Origin of the sequence: Pseudomonas sp. FSL W5-0203, from assembly GCF_001896155.1 — a bacterium.
In the GTDB taxonomy this organism is placed as follows: domain Bacteria; phylum Pseudomonadota; class Gammaproteobacteria; order Pseudomonadales; family Pseudomonadaceae; genus Aquipseudomonas; species Aquipseudomonas paracarnis.
The window spans coordinates 254,984-272,060 of record NZ_MPOR01000004.1 but is presented as its reverse complement, the minus strand read 5'-3'; the positions used below and the strand labels follow the sequence as shown (position 1 = coordinate 272,060).

The window sequence follows — 17,077 nt, the reverse complement described above, 5'->3', positions numbered from 1 at the left end:
ATCGGCGCGATCAAAGATCGCTTGATCGGAGGGTTTGGCGGGAAAAGCAAATCTCAAACGTCAATTACAGACTCAGGCATCAAAGCGGGTTGATTGAGAAGTGACGGCCTCACGTCGCATGATTAGCGTCTGCTGCAACCGCAGCAAAAAACCTGCTTCAAATGCCTCTTGTGGATCACCTGGACGATGGCGTTTTCGGTTCTGAGACAGCGCCCACCATAACGGTAATGATGAGCCTTCAAGCCAAGTCTCTGCACAACGAACACCGTCCTTAATTATCGGAGCGAACTCGTCGCCCCACGGAGTTTGAATCGCAGGAGAGCCTTCAGCGGATGGGACAGAGACATACTCATGGATCTGTTGATGGACGCTTTGAGCTGGAATACCAGTTAAATTTCGGAATGCCTTGTCGTACAACACGGCGGCGTCATCCAACAGCTCTACTGCCAGCTCAACGTCTTGCGGAAAATGAAGCAGAATACTCTGGGCTCCGTTAAGCCGCAGAGTGGCAGCCTGCCGCAATTTAATCGCTGAATTTTCAGGGGTAAGCGATGAAGTATCGATGCTGTTGGGTTTGGGGAGACCGATGAGAAGCGAAAGATCAAACATCGCGGAATCCTCCGAGATAGTTTGCAGCTTGAACCATTGGGCCAGGGCGGCGCACGAGCTTAAAAGGTGGGCATGCCATTTTCCTTATCTCCTTGGTTTGATTAAGGATTGCCATCCACCGTTCTGACGCGGCATAGGGTGGCAAACCGTACGGGGGTCAGACACCGGAAACCAAGGAACCGGCCAGGCCGAAGCCTGCCCCGCACGGTCCGCCATAGAAAAGCAGCAGCTAGCGCACGAAGCACTGGCTGTGCGGAATGGAAGAAACCGCGCCTTGGTTTTGATTCAGGTTCTGACGCCCGGTCGCGGGATTGACCGCGACGGAACAAAGCGTAAATGTGAAGCGGCGACAACACAAGCATGAGTGTAAATAAGCGCCGCATTCGAACAAGAACTCATGACAGAAACTAACGTTCGTCGGAATCTAGAGACTATGGAAAGCCAGCTACCGCGTAGCGTTTTTCATTTCCGACGACGACCGCAGTGGTAGAATCGGAAACGCTATACAAGACACCCTTTAGAGAAATGGTATGACTACAGAGCTGACGGAAGAAGAAATGCGTCGGGCGCTATTCGGTGAACCAGAGGCCCCTGCATCAGTAATCGACACCCATGAGCAAGACACTGCACCGGAAATCGTGATCGCGGAGCAGACAACGGTAATGAAGAAAACGAAACTATCAAAATCCTTTACTCCTAGATTGAAAGTCACACTGAAGGTGGGAAATGAATTTGAAGGCAAGATGCACGAGATCGTACATGAAGCAGATACGCTCAGCTCCCTAGTTGCAGAGCAAGAAGCTACAAAGATAGCTAAGAAAAAATTCAGGTTTGTGGAAGTTATTTCGGTCAAGTCTATGTAAGCGGGCATGCTAACTTCCAATTTAAGCGCATTTCATCCCAGCAGCCCACCCGGCCGACCACCTCATATGAAGTGATGACTTAACCTAGATTACGGTAGCTGTTCACAGGCTTCAAAGCTAACCGTCAATCCAACGTTTCAAGGCATAAACCTGAACACCAGCCATCCCCTGCAGACCTCGGTCGCGACGGGAAGAAACCGGTCAAAAGTTGCCGGTCGACATCAGTGCAGATAGCGATTGGTGCTGCGTATTGATAGGGCCCCAACCACAACCGCTATAATGAATAGAAGCACCTTGATCTCGGCAGCTCCCATTTCGGCGGGATGACGATAACGTTGGAACCGGATAACATGCTTGACACATTTGTAACAGATACGTTCCGATTCAACTCGAGTAGTGCTTCAACCGAAGTAGCAATAGTTGCTTACTTAGTTCGCCAAAAAGACAAACACCGTGCTTTTTGAATTCACCTACTTAATCGCAGCGCGAATAAAATCATGAACGAACCAAACATCAATGAAGTAATCGTTGAGGCAGAAAAGTTCAGACTCAAACTGGAACTTGCTAAAAAAGCAAATATTCCGCTAATCACAGAAAACTTTCCAGTTATGAACTGCAAGCTATCTTCCTTGCTATTCGCTTACCATGTACTCAATAAATGGCCATCTATGGTGATCTATGGCGTAAGTGGAAGAGCCGAAAACCATGAAGGGAACGATGCGATTTCCCATTACTGGCTTGAATATCAAGAGACAGCTATAGACTTGACAGCAGATCAATACAATATAATTGAAGAAAAGCAACTTAATAGAGAAATACTTAGAGGCAGACCATTCAAACCCGTATCCACGGGGCGCATTGATAGCATGCAAAATTACAAGCTATTCAACATCTCCCACCGAGACACCTTTATCTTGGGCCTACCCGAATTGGCTGAGGATTTTCTTCATGACCTTCATGCTAGCTATGAAGCACTCAGTGACTTGACACCATGCGCATAACAGCTGGTAAAAGCGTTCTCTTCGCTCATTGGGACAGGCTAAGCCCCGGGCGTCGCACACACTAGTTTTGTACGAAAATCCTGAACAGAGGGTTGATCGATTTGGATACCTGGATGATCGACTCCACGGAGGTGCGAGCAGGCCGATGCACGGAACCCACCATGCTGGTTCTCTGTGTTTGTTTAGATCCAGTCCCGCTCCGCACCTGAGACCATCCATCAGCTTGCTGGTTAGAACCTACCTCGCGCGCGCCCACACCCCAACAGTTCCTCGCGTTGTTCTAGCCAGGCTTTGAATAGACCCCGCCTAAAGACTGGGTGGCAGTCATCTCCAGGCTCGCCTATGCTGCTCCTCGCCAACAAGGGTGGCGCAAAGCCACTTAGCATTCGGGAGTATCGTTATGATCACGGAATTGAACATAGATGCCGTCAATAGTTACAAATCCAAATCCACATTTTCACCCACCAATAAGACGTCGCTCATCTACGGGCTGAACGGCTCAGGGAAGAGCACCATCTCCGAGTTTTTGTACAATCAGGGCGCACCAAAGTTTGCAAAATGCGGCATGACAACGAGCCAGGCTTGTGAAGTTCTTGTCTACAATCAAAGCTTTCTCAATGACTATTTTTACGAAGAAGATAATTTAAAAGGAATTTTCACCCTTTCAAAAGAAAACAAGGTTGCTCTCCAGCAAATCGAGGCTGAAACAAAAGAACTGGAGAAACACCTAACCGCTCAGCAAGAAAATTCAAAGTTATCTACCGAAACAGTCACCAAGCTCGAACAGGAAAAGACAAAAGCAAGCGGCAAGCTTTGGGAAATCAAGACAAACTTTTCGGGCGGTGATCGCGTTCTGGAGTTTTGCCTAGAAGGCCTGAAAAGAACAGAACTCCTTTTTCAGCATATTATCGGGCTCGATTTGCCGGAAGATGCGCCTGGCTATACGGTTGATGATTTGAAATCAGAAGCCTCATCAATTGAGGGGGAAGGTGCAGCTCCGTTCACAACCATCCCAGTTCTTTCTGCCGGCTGGCTGAGTATTGAGGAAGATTCACTGTGGTCGAAGGTCATCGTTGGCAGCCAAGAGGGGTCGGTTGCTGAATTCATTGCGAAGGCTGGAAACTCTGACTGGGTGAAGCAAGGGCTTCAGTTCATTTCAGATGACGAGGATCCTCAAGCCTGCCCATTTTGCCAGCAAGAAACAATCACGAAAAATATCACCGATTCGATACGCCGTGTCTTCGACGAGGCGTATGAGCAAGATCTTAAGCAACTGGAGTTAATAAAAGCTCAGTATGAAACACTGACCTCTAGCCTGAACATTCAGGACATTTCAAACTTTCCGCTTGCTAACAAGGAGCTTGTAGAAGCCTGGACTATGGCCTGCGAAGCTTTGAGAGCATCGATACGCGAAAATTTTCTGCATATTGGTAACAAAATCAAAAGCCCGAGCACGCCGGTTGTCCTTACCGATACAAAGCCCACCGTCGATCTGATCACCAATCTGATCAAGAGCCTAAACGAGATGGTTGGCGCGCACAATGACAAGCTGGCGAACAAGAAAAAAACCAAAGACGACATAAAGTCACGTTTCTGGACTCTGATGCGCTGGGATTACGACCAGACGATTTCTGCCTACTCGCAGTCAACATCTGAACTAAAAGACGAGACCAGAAAAATAAGTCAAGAAGCCGCTGAGATAAGCGCAGATGTCACAGCATCTAGCGGTAAGATCGTTAATCTTAGAAAACAAACAGTGAACATTGAAGAGTCAATTGAGAATATCAATACTGGTCTGGTAGAGATTGGCATCGATGGCTTTTCTGTGGTGCCATATGGTGAGAATTTCTACCGAGTGTCTAGAGCTACCGATCAAGCAAATGCCTTTCACTCGCTGAGTGAAGGTGAGAAAACCGTTATCAGTTTTCTCTACTTTATGGAGCTTTGCAAAGGCCAGAAAACCGCCACTGCCGTCCCTCAAGCCAAAGTGGTTGTAATTGATGATCCCATTTCCAGCCTTTCTCATCTGTACGTGTTCAATATTGGACAGTTGATCAAGAAGTACTTCATAAACAATGATCTCTACAAGCAGGTTTTTGTCCTGACTCATAGTTTGTACTTTTTCTACGAGTTAACTCACACGAACCATAAAACTCGATCAGAGACTCAGCATCTATTCAGGGTTTATAAGAATAACAATGGAAGTTCTGTAATCCCGATGAAGTACGAGGAGATTCAGAATGACTACCAATCGTACTGGTCAATCATAAAAGATCAGGCCTCGCCACCTGCGCTGATCGCAAACTGCATGCGGAACATCATCGAGTATTTCTTCAACTTTGTTCAAAAGACTGATTTCAACAACGTTTTCCAAAAGCCAGCTCTGTCGACTGATAAATTCACTACTTTCTACAGATACATGAATCGAGAGTCACATTCTTTGGGTCAAAATATTTTTGACATAAAGGAATTCGATCATGAGGTTTTCAAAGACGGTCTTAGGTTGATTTTTGAAGAATGTGGGTATTCTGAACACTATTACGCTATGAGCAAATAGCTTAACGCTTGAGGGGGTTAATTTGGGGCGGACCGCAGAAATTTAATGTGCGGTCTGCCTCACTGGACATGCCTTTAAGCTCTTTTGCCGTCATGGTCTCCTTGGCCTCTGGTAACCGGCACATTTGGGCCGATTACTGCCTATGCTGAAGGTCACCAACGGCCGATTCTGTTGAAAACAGTCGGCCCGCCTAAACTGCCTAATTATTGACCGATGAAAACGCCTTTTTTTGTACGCCGCTGCGTGAAATCTGAGTCCGCAAGCCTCTGCCCTAAGTAAGATTTCAATCTCAGACGCGCACTTTCTGCTGAGCAAACCATGGCCGACTTTTTCAACAGAATCGGCCAAAATCGGACATTCGAGCTAGGGTATAGAATCGGTCAATTATCTTTTACTTACGGCGCGTTGAGAATCGACTCTGTATGGTTCTAGGCTTCAGCGACTTCAGGCATAAATACTTATGGACGAAAAAATAAGCAAAGTAGGCGCGGCTTCCTTATTAAAGGACATGGAAGTTACGGCCACCCGTATGCGCGAGCTTATTGTCGCCATGCCTCCGCATGATTTGCTCGGGTACATCTACGCCCAGCACATGATGAAATCGATGGCAGACCAAAGCGTCACTCAGGGGCAGCAAGAAGCGGACCGCCCAGATGATCTGATTAACGAAAATCAGTTCCTGCTGGAGTACGTGCACGCAGTTCTCGCATCAGACATCGCCCCTGCGGTCGTAACATTCGACGAAGGCCAGTGCGCAGAGCTGTTTGAACTTAGTAGCAAACTGCGAGAGCAGGCCATGATTTTCGCTATGGTCACGTCCGCCGACACCAAAGACGGTGTCTTCGGTCCAGACACCTCTGACATTGAATTCCACGCGAAATCCACATGGGTCATGCTACGCGGGAACCGCTACCAAGTTTTGGAAGGGGAGTTCTACCGTTACGTTCTGGCGCCTCACGATGATGTACTGAAGGAAGTGTACGGTATCAGTGCCTCCAATATCGCGGAAGGCTTCCAAGCCATGTCCGACTCCACGCGTACTGGGCATGCCAACGCTATCATGGTGATGATGGATCAGCTTGAGGCGGCACAGGCCTTTGCCGCGGCACAAGGTAAGCCTTTAGAACAAGTCATGGAGGCGTGGGCTGCAGTCAATATGGAACGAACGAAAGCAGCCGAGCGGGCAATGGATGACATGTTTCGTGGCGGCATAGCCAACGTTAGCCTTCACACAAAGCTACCACCTGCGCTGCTGGCGGACCTTTCGTACCAGCGCGGAGAAGAAACTGAATTCTTTGCAGCAGGTGATTTCGCAGGGACACCCTACCGGACTCTACCCGCCAGAAAGAAACCACTAATCCAGCTTGGATCGGACTACTACGCCGTAGACCCATGCTTCACTCGCGATGCGGGATACCGCGCACTTCTCTACAACCTCCTTCAGCGAAAATCCGACTACAAGAAGACCTTTGAAAATCGGCAGAAGGTGATGAGCGAAGCTGCCTTCGCCGACATCCTTGCCACCCAGCTCCCCGGCGCCACCGTTTTCCAGGAGGTCTACTACAAGGACCCTGCCAACAATAAGTGGTCCGAAAACGACACCCTTATACTTATTGATGACGTGCTGTTCTTAGTTGAAGCCAAGGCAGGCGCGGCCGCTACCATCGCATCACCAGCGCTTGATTTCGGTCGCCACGCCCAGTCCGTCCAGGACTTGGTACTCAAGGCCTATAAACAATGTGAGCGCTTCTTTAATTATCTTAACTCTGCAGATGAAGTGCCGCTCTACCACCAGCTGGACGGCAAATATGAAGAGTGCGGCCGTGTCCGCCGGGATGACTACCGAGTGATGGTGCCGATTGGGCTGACGGTCGAGTCGTTCTCTCCTTTCTCGGCGTACTGCAAGAAACTGCCGCAAATTGAGCTGCTGCTAGGGAAGCACGCCTTCGTTTCAATGTCTATCGACGACCTGTTCGTGCTTAAGCGCTTCCTTCCTACGCCCGGCGAATTCGCCCACTACATGGAGGTGAGGCAGGCCGTGGCGGGCATACGCCAGGCTCATCTTTTTGATGAGTTCGACCACCTCGGTGCGTACTTGAAAAAGAACCGTTTCGATCAAACTATTTCCGACCAGTTGAAGAGGGGCAACGTGAACATGCTCATCTGGAACGGCATGAGCGACTTCGTCGACAAAAGCTTCGAGGATTTAAACTGGCAATGCAGGCCATTTCCGACGCAGGACTTCCCGGAGGAAGTGCTGAAGCTGCTTAAAGCGCTTGGCGTCACTCGAGAGTGTGGATGGCTTTCAGCGGAGAGCCATATCCGTGATCTTGGAGAGGAGGGTCGGAGTAATCTGGCCAAGATGCTGTCCGACCTTCGCCGAACCTTGAACCAGCATCCAGCTCGTTACTTTCTTCTGGGCGGAGAAGGCAAGCCGTTATTCGTTTGGCTTCAACGCGAAAACCAACAAACTGACTGGACGAAGGTAAATGACAAGGCCAGCGCATCTGCATTGGCCATTAAGGCTACTAGCGTCACATGCGTCATGGCAGAGGTTAGTGCTGATGGGACCTACCACCGGGCGCAACCCTTCACGGTCCATGTACCGACAGAGCGAATGAAAGGAAACGCTCATATTTACGAAGACGCCGCGCGTATGGCTCAACCTGAGCGGGCGGTGAATCTCAAACAGCCGAAAAACGTCGTACCTCCCTTGAAAATCGAAAAGCCCGGGCGAAATGATATGTGTCCGTGCGGCAGTGGTAAAAAATTCAAACGGTGTCATGGACGTTAAAAGTCCTTATCGAAGAGTGCAAGACGATCCCAGGCTACTTAGAGAGTAAAAATGTTCGACATCACTTCCGATGAAATTAATCAGCTGAACGACATCGATCTACGAGAGCTAGTGGGGCGTCTCTGCGAGGCCGAATTGATGAGTAGAGAGTTGTCTCCTGCGGCGGTGACATGGGGAGGTAATCAGACGGCCGCGGACGGCGGTCTAGACGTGCGCGTGGAGTTGCCGCCGGGAGTGTTCATCGAGGGTTTCATACCGCGCGGCTCAACTGGGTTCCAGGTCAAAAAGCCGGATATGCCGAGAGCCGAGATAATTGCCGAGATGCGGCCGATGGGAACGCTCCGACCCGTTATTCAAGAACTTGCGGATGAGGCGGGCGCTTACGTTATTGTCAGTTCTACTGGGTCAACGGCCGATAGCGCCCTACGCAATCGCCGGAGTGCACTGCGCGCAGCACTTAACGATGTCGCTAACGCCGATCGGCTCCACACCGACTTCTATGATCGTACGCGCTTAGCGACATGGGTAAGGTGTTTCCCAGGTCTCATCACCTGGGTCAAGGAAAGGGTAGGAAAGGCTCTTCCAGGATGGCGCCCCCATGGTCCGTGGAGCGGTGCGACTGAAAACGTCGATGCCGAGTACCTGCTCGATGACAAGCTTCGCCTCCACCTTGGCAGGCACCGTGACGCGCCGGCGCAATTAGTGGCCCATGTCATCGACGAATTACGCGACGAGCTGGCCCAACCTGGCAAGATAGTTCGCTTGGTCGGCGTATCGGGTGTCGGGAAGACCCGCCTAGTCCAGGCTTTGTTCGATCCCCGAGTCGGCGCGCGCGCCCTTCTGCCGTCCCTTGCCGTTTACACCAACTTATCGGACAACCCAGATCCACAGCCGACAGGCTTGGCCTCGGATCTGATCGCGAACCGAATGCGCGCTGTCCTAATTGTCGACAACTGCCCATCGGATCTGCACCGCAGGCTCTCGGATCTGTGTAATAGCCGGGCCAGCACGATCAGCGTTCTCACAATTGAGTACGACATACGCGATGACCAACCTGAGGGAACGCAAGTCGTTACCCTAGACACGTCCTCGCCCGAACTGATCGAGAACTTGCTCCGGCGCCGATACTTGCATCTTTCTCAGGTCGATGCGCATACCATCGCCGAAACTTCCGGCGGAAATGCCAGAATTGCAGTCGCTCTCGCCGAAACTGTTGAACGTTCGGATACGATCTCGGGCTTGTCGGACGAGGAACTCTTTCAGCGGCTTTTCCGGCAGCGGCAAGACCCAAACGACGCCCTGCTCCTCGCGGCACAAGCATGCTCACTCGTGTACTCCTTCCAGGGTGAGGCGTTGGCGGGTGATGAGGCAGAGCTCCCACGTCTGGCCTCGCTTGCAGGTCAACTTGCCTCAGAGACCTACCGCCATATTAGCGAGCTGACCCGGCGTGATCTCGTGCAGCAGCGCGGGGTCTGGCGAGCGGTGTTGCCGCACGCTATCGCAAATCGTCTCGCAGCCCGCGCGCTCGATGATACGCCCTTCGACCTCATCAACCAGCAACTGATAGAGGGTGGGATCGGTCGCTTGGCCCAATCCTTTTCGCGCAGGCTGTCATTCCTGCACGACCATCCCAAGGCAGTCGCAATAGTTGAAAGATGGCTCGTACCTGATGGGCTTTTGGGGGAGGTGACAACACTCAATGATATCGGGCGAGCGATGTTTGAGAACGTCGCTTCGGTGCAACCGGAGGCGGCGCTTGCAGCATTGGAACGAGCAAATAGCTGCAGCGTTGATGCGGCCACCAAAACGTGGCGTCGGTATCAGTCCTTGCTGCGCTCTTTCGCCTATGAAGCGCCAATGTTTGAGCGAAGCACGCAATTACTGACGTGGGCTGCGACGCAAAATGCAGATGCGCAGGAGGCTAAGGAAGCCTCGGACACTTTCACGTCATTGTTTACGATCTATATTTCAGGAACGCACGCTACCCTCGAACAGCGTCTTGGCGTGATTGAGCGGCTTCTTATCACCAGTGATGAGAAGGCGCAGGCTCTGGGCTTAGCTGCTTTGGACAAGGTGCTAGAGGCAACGCATTTCGCCTCTCACTATCAATTTGAGTTCGGAGCTCGGTCACGGGACTATGGCTACGAGCCTGGGAACAACGAGGACATAGCTCGATGGTACTCAGAATGCCTGGAGTTTGTTGAGCGTTTAGCACTGACTGAGGTCGGAATAACGCTCCGCTTGCGCGATCTAATGGCGAAGAGTTTTCGCGGCCTGTGGACTTCAACCAATATCCACGAAGAGCTAGGAAGGTTATTTCGTCGGTTTTCCGCCGATGGTTTTTGGAATGAGGGTTGGTCAGCCTGCAGGGAGACGATGTATTTCGACAGGGAGCACATGACACCTGAGGTCCTCTCTCAGCTGTCTGCCCTTGAGCATGACCTAAAACCTTCCGGCCTCTCAGCGCAGGTAAGAGCATTCGTTTTGGGTAACAGGTCTGGTAGCCACTACTTCGAGGACCTAGACGAGAATGGTGACCTGGTAAACTCAAATGAGCACATGGAGGCGACCGCTCAACAGCTTGGCGCAGCGGTGTCCGCTGATGACAAGGTATTTTTAGAGATCCTGCCTGATATCCTCCGTGGTGGAAACAGAGCCTGGTCGTTCGGTCGTGGGCTTGCCAATGCTTCCTCAGATCCGCACGTTACATGGGGAAGACTCATCCAAGGTTTTGAGCAAGTCGCGCCAGAGCAGCGAGACGTCCAGGTGCTGCGTGGCTTCCTAGCCGAGCTCTGGGAAAAGGACAGGAAAATCGCACAGCACATTCTCAACTCTTTGCCCCATCAGCCTCAGTTGCAAGTGTTCCTCCCGACACTGCTTACGTCCGTGGGGCTTGATGAACATAGTGTTGATCAGTTAAAGCGCGCGTTAACCGCGGGAACGGTGCCCGTTCAGACGTGCCGGCATCTTGCGTACGGGCGTGTTATTGATCACTTGGCAGGTGAGGTTCTCAAAGGCTTAATCGTTCTAATTGCCGATCAACCTGACGGTTTCGACGTGGCGCTGGAGGTGCTTTCAATGCGTCTATTCTCGGACCGCTCTGCTAAGCGGGAGCATGAGTCAGAACTTACGGAAACCTGTCGAGAGCTGCTCCAGCGAATTAGATTCCGTAAAAACAACTATCAACGTAGAGATCGCCAACTTTCCGATATTGTTAAGGTTAGCCTCACCACTTCAGAGGCTTATTCAATCGCGGCACAGATTTCCACGCGATTCGTACAAGCCATAGCTAGCCATGAAATTTCTGGATTCGACTACGATGACTTGCTCGCAGCGTTGCTCGAGAGACAACCGGCAGCTGTTTTGGATTCATTATTCTCGGATGAGTCGCTAGAAAAGGTAGTGGCACTAAGTGTGTTTTATCGGTTAGGACGTCATAGAAAAAACCCCGCCGATAGGATCTCTTGCGATGCGATGATTGCTTGGTGTGAAAAAGATCGAGGGCGCCGCTACCCACTAATAGCTTCGATTGTCACATTTTCTCGCTGGTCAGAAGCGACTGAAACCTTGGAGTGGTCTGACCAAGCGAAGTCAATCCTGACCAGAGCGCCCGACCTCAGAAGTGTGCTGGAAGTATTCATCAAACGATTCCGGCCAATGAGTTGGAGTGGCTCACGTGCGTCAATTATGGACGCTAATGCTCAGCTACTGGACAAGCTGCAGCTATACGTTAACCCTGATCTTATGCCGTTCGTGACAGAGGCTCGGACACAACTTGAAAGAGAAGTGACGCGCGAGCGGCAGAGAGAGACTCAAAACGATCGAGTAAGGGATGAGCGCTTCGAATAATGGGGATGACTGACGAAGAGTATCGAGCTAGCGATCAGCTGTGTAATTCTTCGGAATATGCTCAAGGCCTGCTTGGATATGCTCGCTGGGTATTCCAATTGGTATTCCAATCAAAGTTAAAATATAAATTTATTGATATTAATCAATAGCATAAGAAGCAAATTCAGATTACCCCGGCTCTAGACACCAGAGAAGCCCGCCCAGTGCGGATTTTTCTGCATCTGGACGCATGACAGGTGATTATCGATTGATGCGAACTCTCGCAAGGTTCAGCCCCTTTTTCAGCAACACCCTCCACGGTGTCCTGCCAAACGAAAGCAATGCCCACTCCCCCAGCCCATCGTAAGCCAGACAGCCAACGTTGCCCTGAAACGAAAGGGCTTCCAGGCGCGGCTATTGAGCGTGACAACCAATCAAAACCGCGGTAACTATCGTGGGCCTAAGCCCCCGATAAACGAGGAAACACTCAATGGACGCTTCCATACTGCAATCACTCAAGCTTGGGATTATTTCAGCCACTGGCCTTTCGAGGGATGCCCTGCATATCTATGTAGGCCTGACATTACTGATCGCTGCTAGCTGCATCACTCGAAAATCCCTGGGTTCCTTCAGCAACTGGCTGGTCGTGTTAGCGGGGGCGAGCCTCATCGAGTTGTTCGATCTTATGGATGATAAGGCGAGCTTGGGATACTGGCGGTGGGGCGCGAGTCTCCATGACATCGCCAATACACTGTTCTGGCCAACGGTGCTGGTCGTGGCCTGTCGTTTCAGGTTGATTAAATTCTGATCAACGTTGTTGTTCACCTATCGCTATACCCCCGCCCCCACCCGCCATCTCAATCAGTCAAACCTGCACCTTCACCCCCTCGCGATCACCCTGAGCCATCACCCTCACCGCAATCGAAGCACCGGCCAACAGCCCAACAATCCCCAGAACCTCAAGACCGGTAGGCAAGCGCTGCTCGGCGATCAGCCCAAAGGCGACTGCGAATATGGTTTCTACTGAAATAAGCTGCCCGGACAAGGCCATCGGTAGCCTTTGGCTGGCAAAATTCCAGGCCCATGCGCCGCCAACGGAGGCAACACAGGCCAGCGCCGCTGCAGCAGCCAGCACCGGCAGGGTGTTGCCCAAATGCAGGTCCAAATGCGGGTAGGTGTACAGGTCCAATACGAGCCCGAACGGCACGAACACGACCACGCTCAGACCGGCGCCGACCATCATCAGGCCCGTCCATAGGCCGGCGTGTACCCTGGGGATCTTCGCCAGCATCTTCTGGTTGAGTATGCTGAATATCAGCCAGGTCAGCACCGCACCCACGGCGTAGCTGACCGCGACCAGGTAGGAGGTCAGGTCATTGTCTAAAACGCCGACCAAGGTGCCATAGTTTGCCGCGACCAACCCGCAAACCGCCAGGATGATTGGGACAGCGAGGCTGCTCCAGGTGGTGGTGCGTTCGATCATATTGCCTGCGACCGCAATGATGACCGGTGTAGCGCTCAGGAATGCCGGTGCGATTATAGCGCCGCCATTGAGCACACTGCCCATGATGCAACCGATGTACACCGCATAGCCAAGCACGCCAAGCAGCCCGACGTTGAGGATTGAGCGCCTGCTTAAAGCAGGGTCGCCAGGCCAATAGATGCGCAGCATCACCAGGCCGATGCAGCCGGACACGATGAACCGCAGGGTAATGAAGTCAATCGGACCGAACGCGCCCATCATGTAGGGCGATAGAAAATTAAGCGCCCAGCTAAAGGTGGCAAATACCGCAGCTGTCACCCCCAGCGCGTAGGATCTGGACATTAGCGCTCCTCAGTAGGCAACCTTCAGGGACATCAGATGACAGGGCCGCAATATGTGGAAGTGCGAATTTCCTCGCCGTCATTGATGTCGATAAATTGCGAGCCATAGGCGGTTTGGGTCGGCCTGCCCCAATTGACCCCCATCCCTACGCCGCCACCGCTTTCAGACTCGCCTTCGAACATCGTTTTGTCCAATCGTGAACGCCAATCGAGAAAACGCATGGTCACCGCCAGTCGAGTCGCGAGCGGCCCTGGCAAGAGCGGTTCAGAGCGGTGCCACATCGACTTGGTGAACAGCAGTACATCGCCCAATTCAAAATCGTCTTGGGTCTTATACGCTTCAAACAGGTCTGTGAGCAGGCTGGGCGTTTGGAACACAGCTCTCAAATGCGCGGAAAAGTCCTCCACGGAAACGCCGGCAACCATTTTTCTGGAAAGCAGGCTGGCCATCTGGAAATTCGCCTTCGCGCTATAGATGTCTTCGGCTAGATAAGCCATGCCCCCGCCTTGGCCTGAATTGTCGATAGGATCCAACGGGATCCACACGCTGAAGGCTGCGTCCTGAGGGCGGATGTACCTGAAACTCAGGGAATCGTAGTGCCAGGCAAAACCCTCTTTATGCGGGGTAAGCTCGAAACTCTGGGACTCGGTCATGATCAGCGGATGCCCGATTAACGTCACCAAGGCCGTCCTGAAAGCGATCGAGGAATAGATGTTTTTCACCGCATCGGTTGTCCCCAGATCGTAGGTCAACCGGCTGAAGGAGTCCCCGTAGGCGGACTTCGACTCCCGTGCAGAGATCACTTTCGAACGGGCTGCCTGCTTCAAGGATTGAATGGCGTGCTCAGATAAGAAGCCTTTGAGTTTGATAAACCCTTGGCGACGAAATGCTTCGATTTCGTCGCTGCTGAGCGAGAGGTGGTTAACAAGAAACAGGTCCTTTTCCTGGGATTGCATCAGCGTGGCCTCCTTTATGCCAGCGTTTGAACTCAAGCATGCAATAGGTGGGCGCTGGTGACTTGAACTCACACGACTGTTTTGCGCACTGAGGCGACATTGGAGGTTGCCTTGCCAGCCGTCGGCGATATTGCTAGTTTCAGCTCATGAGTACCTATTGCCTCACCTCGACAACCACCACCACGACCGCATCAAGCGGAGCGTGCGAGGTGTCGTGAGCCAATAACCAACGAACTTCAAAGGCCCGCCAGCGATGGACAGGGCCTTTTTTATGCCTTGTGTCGCTGGTTCACACGCAAGGAGATGCACCCATGTACGCCCTGTTGATACTGGATATCCAAGTCGGACTCATCCACGGCCCGGGAAAACCCTGGCGCTGCGACGAGCTGTTAGAAACGCTCAATACCCTGATGGACAAGGCCCGCAGCGCAGGCGCGCCAATTTTTCTCGCGCGTCACATCGGCCCCGCTGGCTCGCCAATCGAGTCGGGCAGCCCGCTTACGTTGATTGCACAGGAACTGAAGTTACTGGGCGGGGAAGTGGTGTTCGAAAAGCGTCGGCCTAACGCTTTTGCAATGACTGACCTGGCGGACAATCTGCGCTCCAGCGGCGCTACCGGCGTGGTAGTCACTGGGATGAAAACGCAATACTGCGTCGACAGCACCTGCCGCGCCGCGCGTGATCTTGGCTTTGATGCGGTGCTTATCGCCGACGGTCATACCTGTTCTGATACGCCCTTGATGAAAGCCGACGCCATCGTGGCTCATCACAATGCCACGCTCAACGGGCCGTTCTGCCAGTTGGTTCAGGCTGAGGACTGGAGCTTTTAGCAGAGGTTTCCGGAGGAAAGAAAGTCGCCAGAGCAGTGCTTCGGAACTTTCCCGCGATATGGCGCGCTGTTGGTGAACTGGTCAAACTCATCTGTCGCGAATAACCTGCGACTGTTGCAGCAATGGCAGCGCCAAATTCGACGATAGCCCCATCTCGTCCTTGACGCTCAGGCAGCGACTGAACAAAACCCTCTACCAGCTCAGTACAGCGCGCAGGCAATTGTTAGAACCTGCCGAGCAGTCCTGAGCTTTTTTTCGCCTGGCAAAAACACACCAGTAATAATCATGAATCCAGGCTGAACCCCGCAGGGCCAAGCTTCGGAATTTTCCCGCAAGTTGCCGCGCTGTTGGTGAACTGGCGCAACCCCCTTCACAACGCTAACTTCTCTGCGTCGCTGATGATCAGCGTCCGGCTTTGACAGGCCGAAAAGTGTAATCTTTCACACCCCGTGATAAGACGGCATGCGTACGCATTCCGCCCTGTTCATGGCGGCTGTGCGTGGGGCATCTTCGGATGCGCCGGGTTCCTACACTTCCGGTCTGTCAACCCGCGTACAGCTGCCACCTATTCTGTTTGACAGCAGGGGGAGGCAGCTCCTTGAACAGTGTAGGAGCTTCATCGTGAAAAAAATCACCCCCAATCCTCCCACCGCCAACCTCTTCACACTCTCTCCAGACATTCCCTGCGAAACCCTCCTGATCCAAGCCAGCGAAACCCTCGCCTCTCTCAACGCCATGACCACCGACCTGGCCTTTGAACTTGAAGGCGCCAACCGTCACAAGCTGTTGGCCGCTCAGCAACTCACCGTGCTGGGTGAGCTGTTGGTTGAGCGCTTGCTGCTGCTCACCCAAGACAGGCAAACCTTCCAGTAACCAAAAGGCCGAGACGCGTTCAGCGGCTCGGCCTTTTTCTGTCATGCGTCTCAGACATCCAAGCGCATCACTGCCATCATATCCCCCGCCTCGGCCCTCAAAGCATTGATGACAAGGACGAACTCCCATTGAACAAAAACTCCTACGCCTTCGTAATACCGGTCGCCATTGGCATGCTGGTGTGCATGGCGCTGGTGCTGGCCTGGGTATTCGTTATCTGGCCGTCTGTGCACTTCAAACCGTTGGCCGAGAATATCTGCCTGATCGCGTCGCCGGTGCTGGCAATTGTGCTGATGCTCTATGTGGCGCGCGTCAGGAAAACCGAATGGCTGCGTAAAAAGCCCATGGACCGATTGAAAATTCTTCTCGGTACGTTCATCGCAAGTGCCATGGCCATGATCTCCCTGCTAGCAGCCGTCATCCTTCTTACAAGTGCGACGCTGAGCACCTACACAACCCAGTACGAATACACAACAGGCGGCAGCCGTAGTTGCTCGGGCATCCTGGTGTTCGATACGGAAGTGAACAAGCAGATCAAGATCTGTCATGTGGGCGGTAGCGGTGATCAGGGCTGGGCGACGGTGGAAAAGCGCAGCGGGCCCTTGGGGATTGTGATGACGAACGCAACACCTGCGCTCAATATTTCCCCATCCGTTCACTAAAGGCACCAACACCGGGGCGGTGCGGGCCGTTCTGCCAGTTGGTTCGGGCTGAGGGCTGGAGCTTTTAACAGAGCCTGAAGACGGGGGAAGGTCAACAGGGCCGGGCTTCGGAATTTTCCCGCAAGACGCCGCGCTATTGATGAACTAGCGCCCCCACCCAACAAGCCTAGCCTCCCCCTGTCGCTGCAAAATCAGCGACCGGGTTTAGCAGCTCGGTTAATATCAAGGCCTGCAAAGCCACCATCCGTTCGAGCGATGCTTTCAGCATCCGCTGGTTCG

General features: G+C 52.5%; 12 protein-coding genes. 9 read left to right on the top strand and 3 right to left on the bottom strand.

The genetic code is table 11. The features are described from left to right. Positions 1 to 72: 72 nt before the first annotated feature. The gene (locus BOP96_RS06640; protein WP_073452167.1) at positions 73 to 609 is read right to left on the bottom strand and encodes a LasR-specific antiactivator QslA; all 537 of its coding nucleotides are present in this window, start codon (positions 607 to 609) and stop codon (positions 73 to 75) included. Positions 610 to 1,139: 530 nt separating this feature from the next. On the opposite strand from BOP96_RS06640, the gene BOP96_RS06635 reads away from it, so the two are divergent. The 6 genes from BOP96_RS06635 to BOP96_RS06610 all read left to right on the top strand — a co-directional run bounded on the left by BOP96_RS06635 (position 1,140) and on the right by BOP96_RS06610 (position 12,460). Continuing rightward, complete coding sequence (locus tag BOP96_RS06635; protein WP_073452165.1) at positions 1,140 to 1,472, top strand: hypothetical protein; 333 nt, start codon at positions 1,140 to 1,142, stop codon at positions 1,470 to 1,472. Positions 1,473 to 1,969: 497 nt separating this feature from the next. Next, positions 1,970 to 2,473 (top strand): hypothetical protein, encoded by a 504-nt coding sequence (locus BOP96_RS06630; RefSeq protein WP_073452163.1) that lies wholly within the window; start codon positions 1,970 to 1,972, stop codon positions 2,471 to 2,473. 400 nt (positions 2,474 to 2,873) lie between these two features. Further along, on the top strand, positions 2,874 to 5,030 hold the full coding sequence (locus BOP96_RS06625) for an AAA family ATPase (protein ID WP_073452161.1): 2,157 nt from the start codon (positions 2,874 to 2,876) through the stop codon (positions 5,028 to 5,030). Positions 5,031 to 5,490: 460 nt separating this feature from the next. Further along, positions 5,491 to 7,824, top strand: coding sequence for a YecA family protein (locus tag BOP96_RS30740; protein WP_073452159.1), 2,334 nt, complete (start codon positions 5,491 to 5,493; stop codon positions 7,822 to 7,824). Between the two features lie 51 nt (positions 7,825 to 7,875). Then, positions 7,876 to 11,673 carry a hypothetical protein gene (locus BOP96_RS06615; RefSeq protein WP_073452157.1) on the top strand — a complete coding sequence of 1,266 codons (3,798 nt, stop codon included), beginning with the start codon at positions 7,876 to 7,878 and terminating at the stop codon, positions 11,671 to 11,673. A gap of 469 nt (positions 11,674 to 12,142) precedes the next feature. Continuing rightward, positions 12,143 to 12,460: a hypothetical protein gene (locus tag BOP96_RS06610; RefSeq protein WP_073452155.1), complete on the top strand. Its 318-nt coding sequence runs from the start codon at positions 12,143 to 12,145 to the stop codon at positions 12,458 to 12,460. 57 nt (positions 12,461 to 12,517) lie between these two features. Here BOP96_RS06610 and BOP96_RS06605 read toward each other — a convergent pair whose 3' ends face one another. Both BOP96_RS06605 and BOP96_RS06600 read right to left on the bottom strand, forming a co-directional pair. Then, positions 12,518 to 13,477, bottom strand: coding sequence for a DMT family transporter (locus BOP96_RS06605; protein ID WP_073452153.1), 960 nt, complete (start codon positions 13,475 to 13,477; stop codon positions 12,518 to 12,520). Positions 13,478 to 13,509: 32 nt separating this feature from the next. Continuing rightward, the gene (locus BOP96_RS06600; protein WP_073452151.1) at positions 13,510 to 14,433 is read right to left on the bottom strand and encodes a phytanoyl-CoA dioxygenase family protein; all 924 of its coding nucleotides are present in this window, start codon (positions 14,431 to 14,433) and stop codon (positions 13,510 to 13,512) included. 311 nt (positions 14,434 to 14,744) lie between these two features. Between BOP96_RS06600 and BOP96_RS06595 the strand changes: the two genes are divergently transcribed. The 3 genes from BOP96_RS06595 to BOP96_RS06585 all read left to right on the top strand — a co-directional run bounded on the left by BOP96_RS06595 (position 14,745) and on the right by BOP96_RS06585 (position 16,798). Next, positions 14,745 to 15,263: an isochorismatase family protein gene (locus BOP96_RS06595; protein ID WP_073452149.1), complete on the top strand. Its 519-nt coding sequence runs from the start codon at positions 14,745 to 14,747 to the stop codon at positions 15,261 to 15,263. Positions 15,264 to 15,884: 621 nt separating this feature from the next. Beyond that, positions 15,885 to 16,136, top strand: coding sequence for a DUF6124 family protein (locus BOP96_RS06590; RefSeq protein WP_073452147.1), 252 nt, complete (start codon positions 15,885 to 15,887; stop codon positions 16,134 to 16,136). 128 nt (positions 16,137 to 16,264) lie between these two features. Then, positions 16,265 to 16,798, top strand: coding sequence for a hypothetical protein (locus BOP96_RS06585; RefSeq protein ID WP_073452145.1), 534 nt, complete (start codon positions 16,265 to 16,267; stop codon positions 16,796 to 16,798). Positions 16,799 to 17,077: the final 279 nt, after the last annotated feature.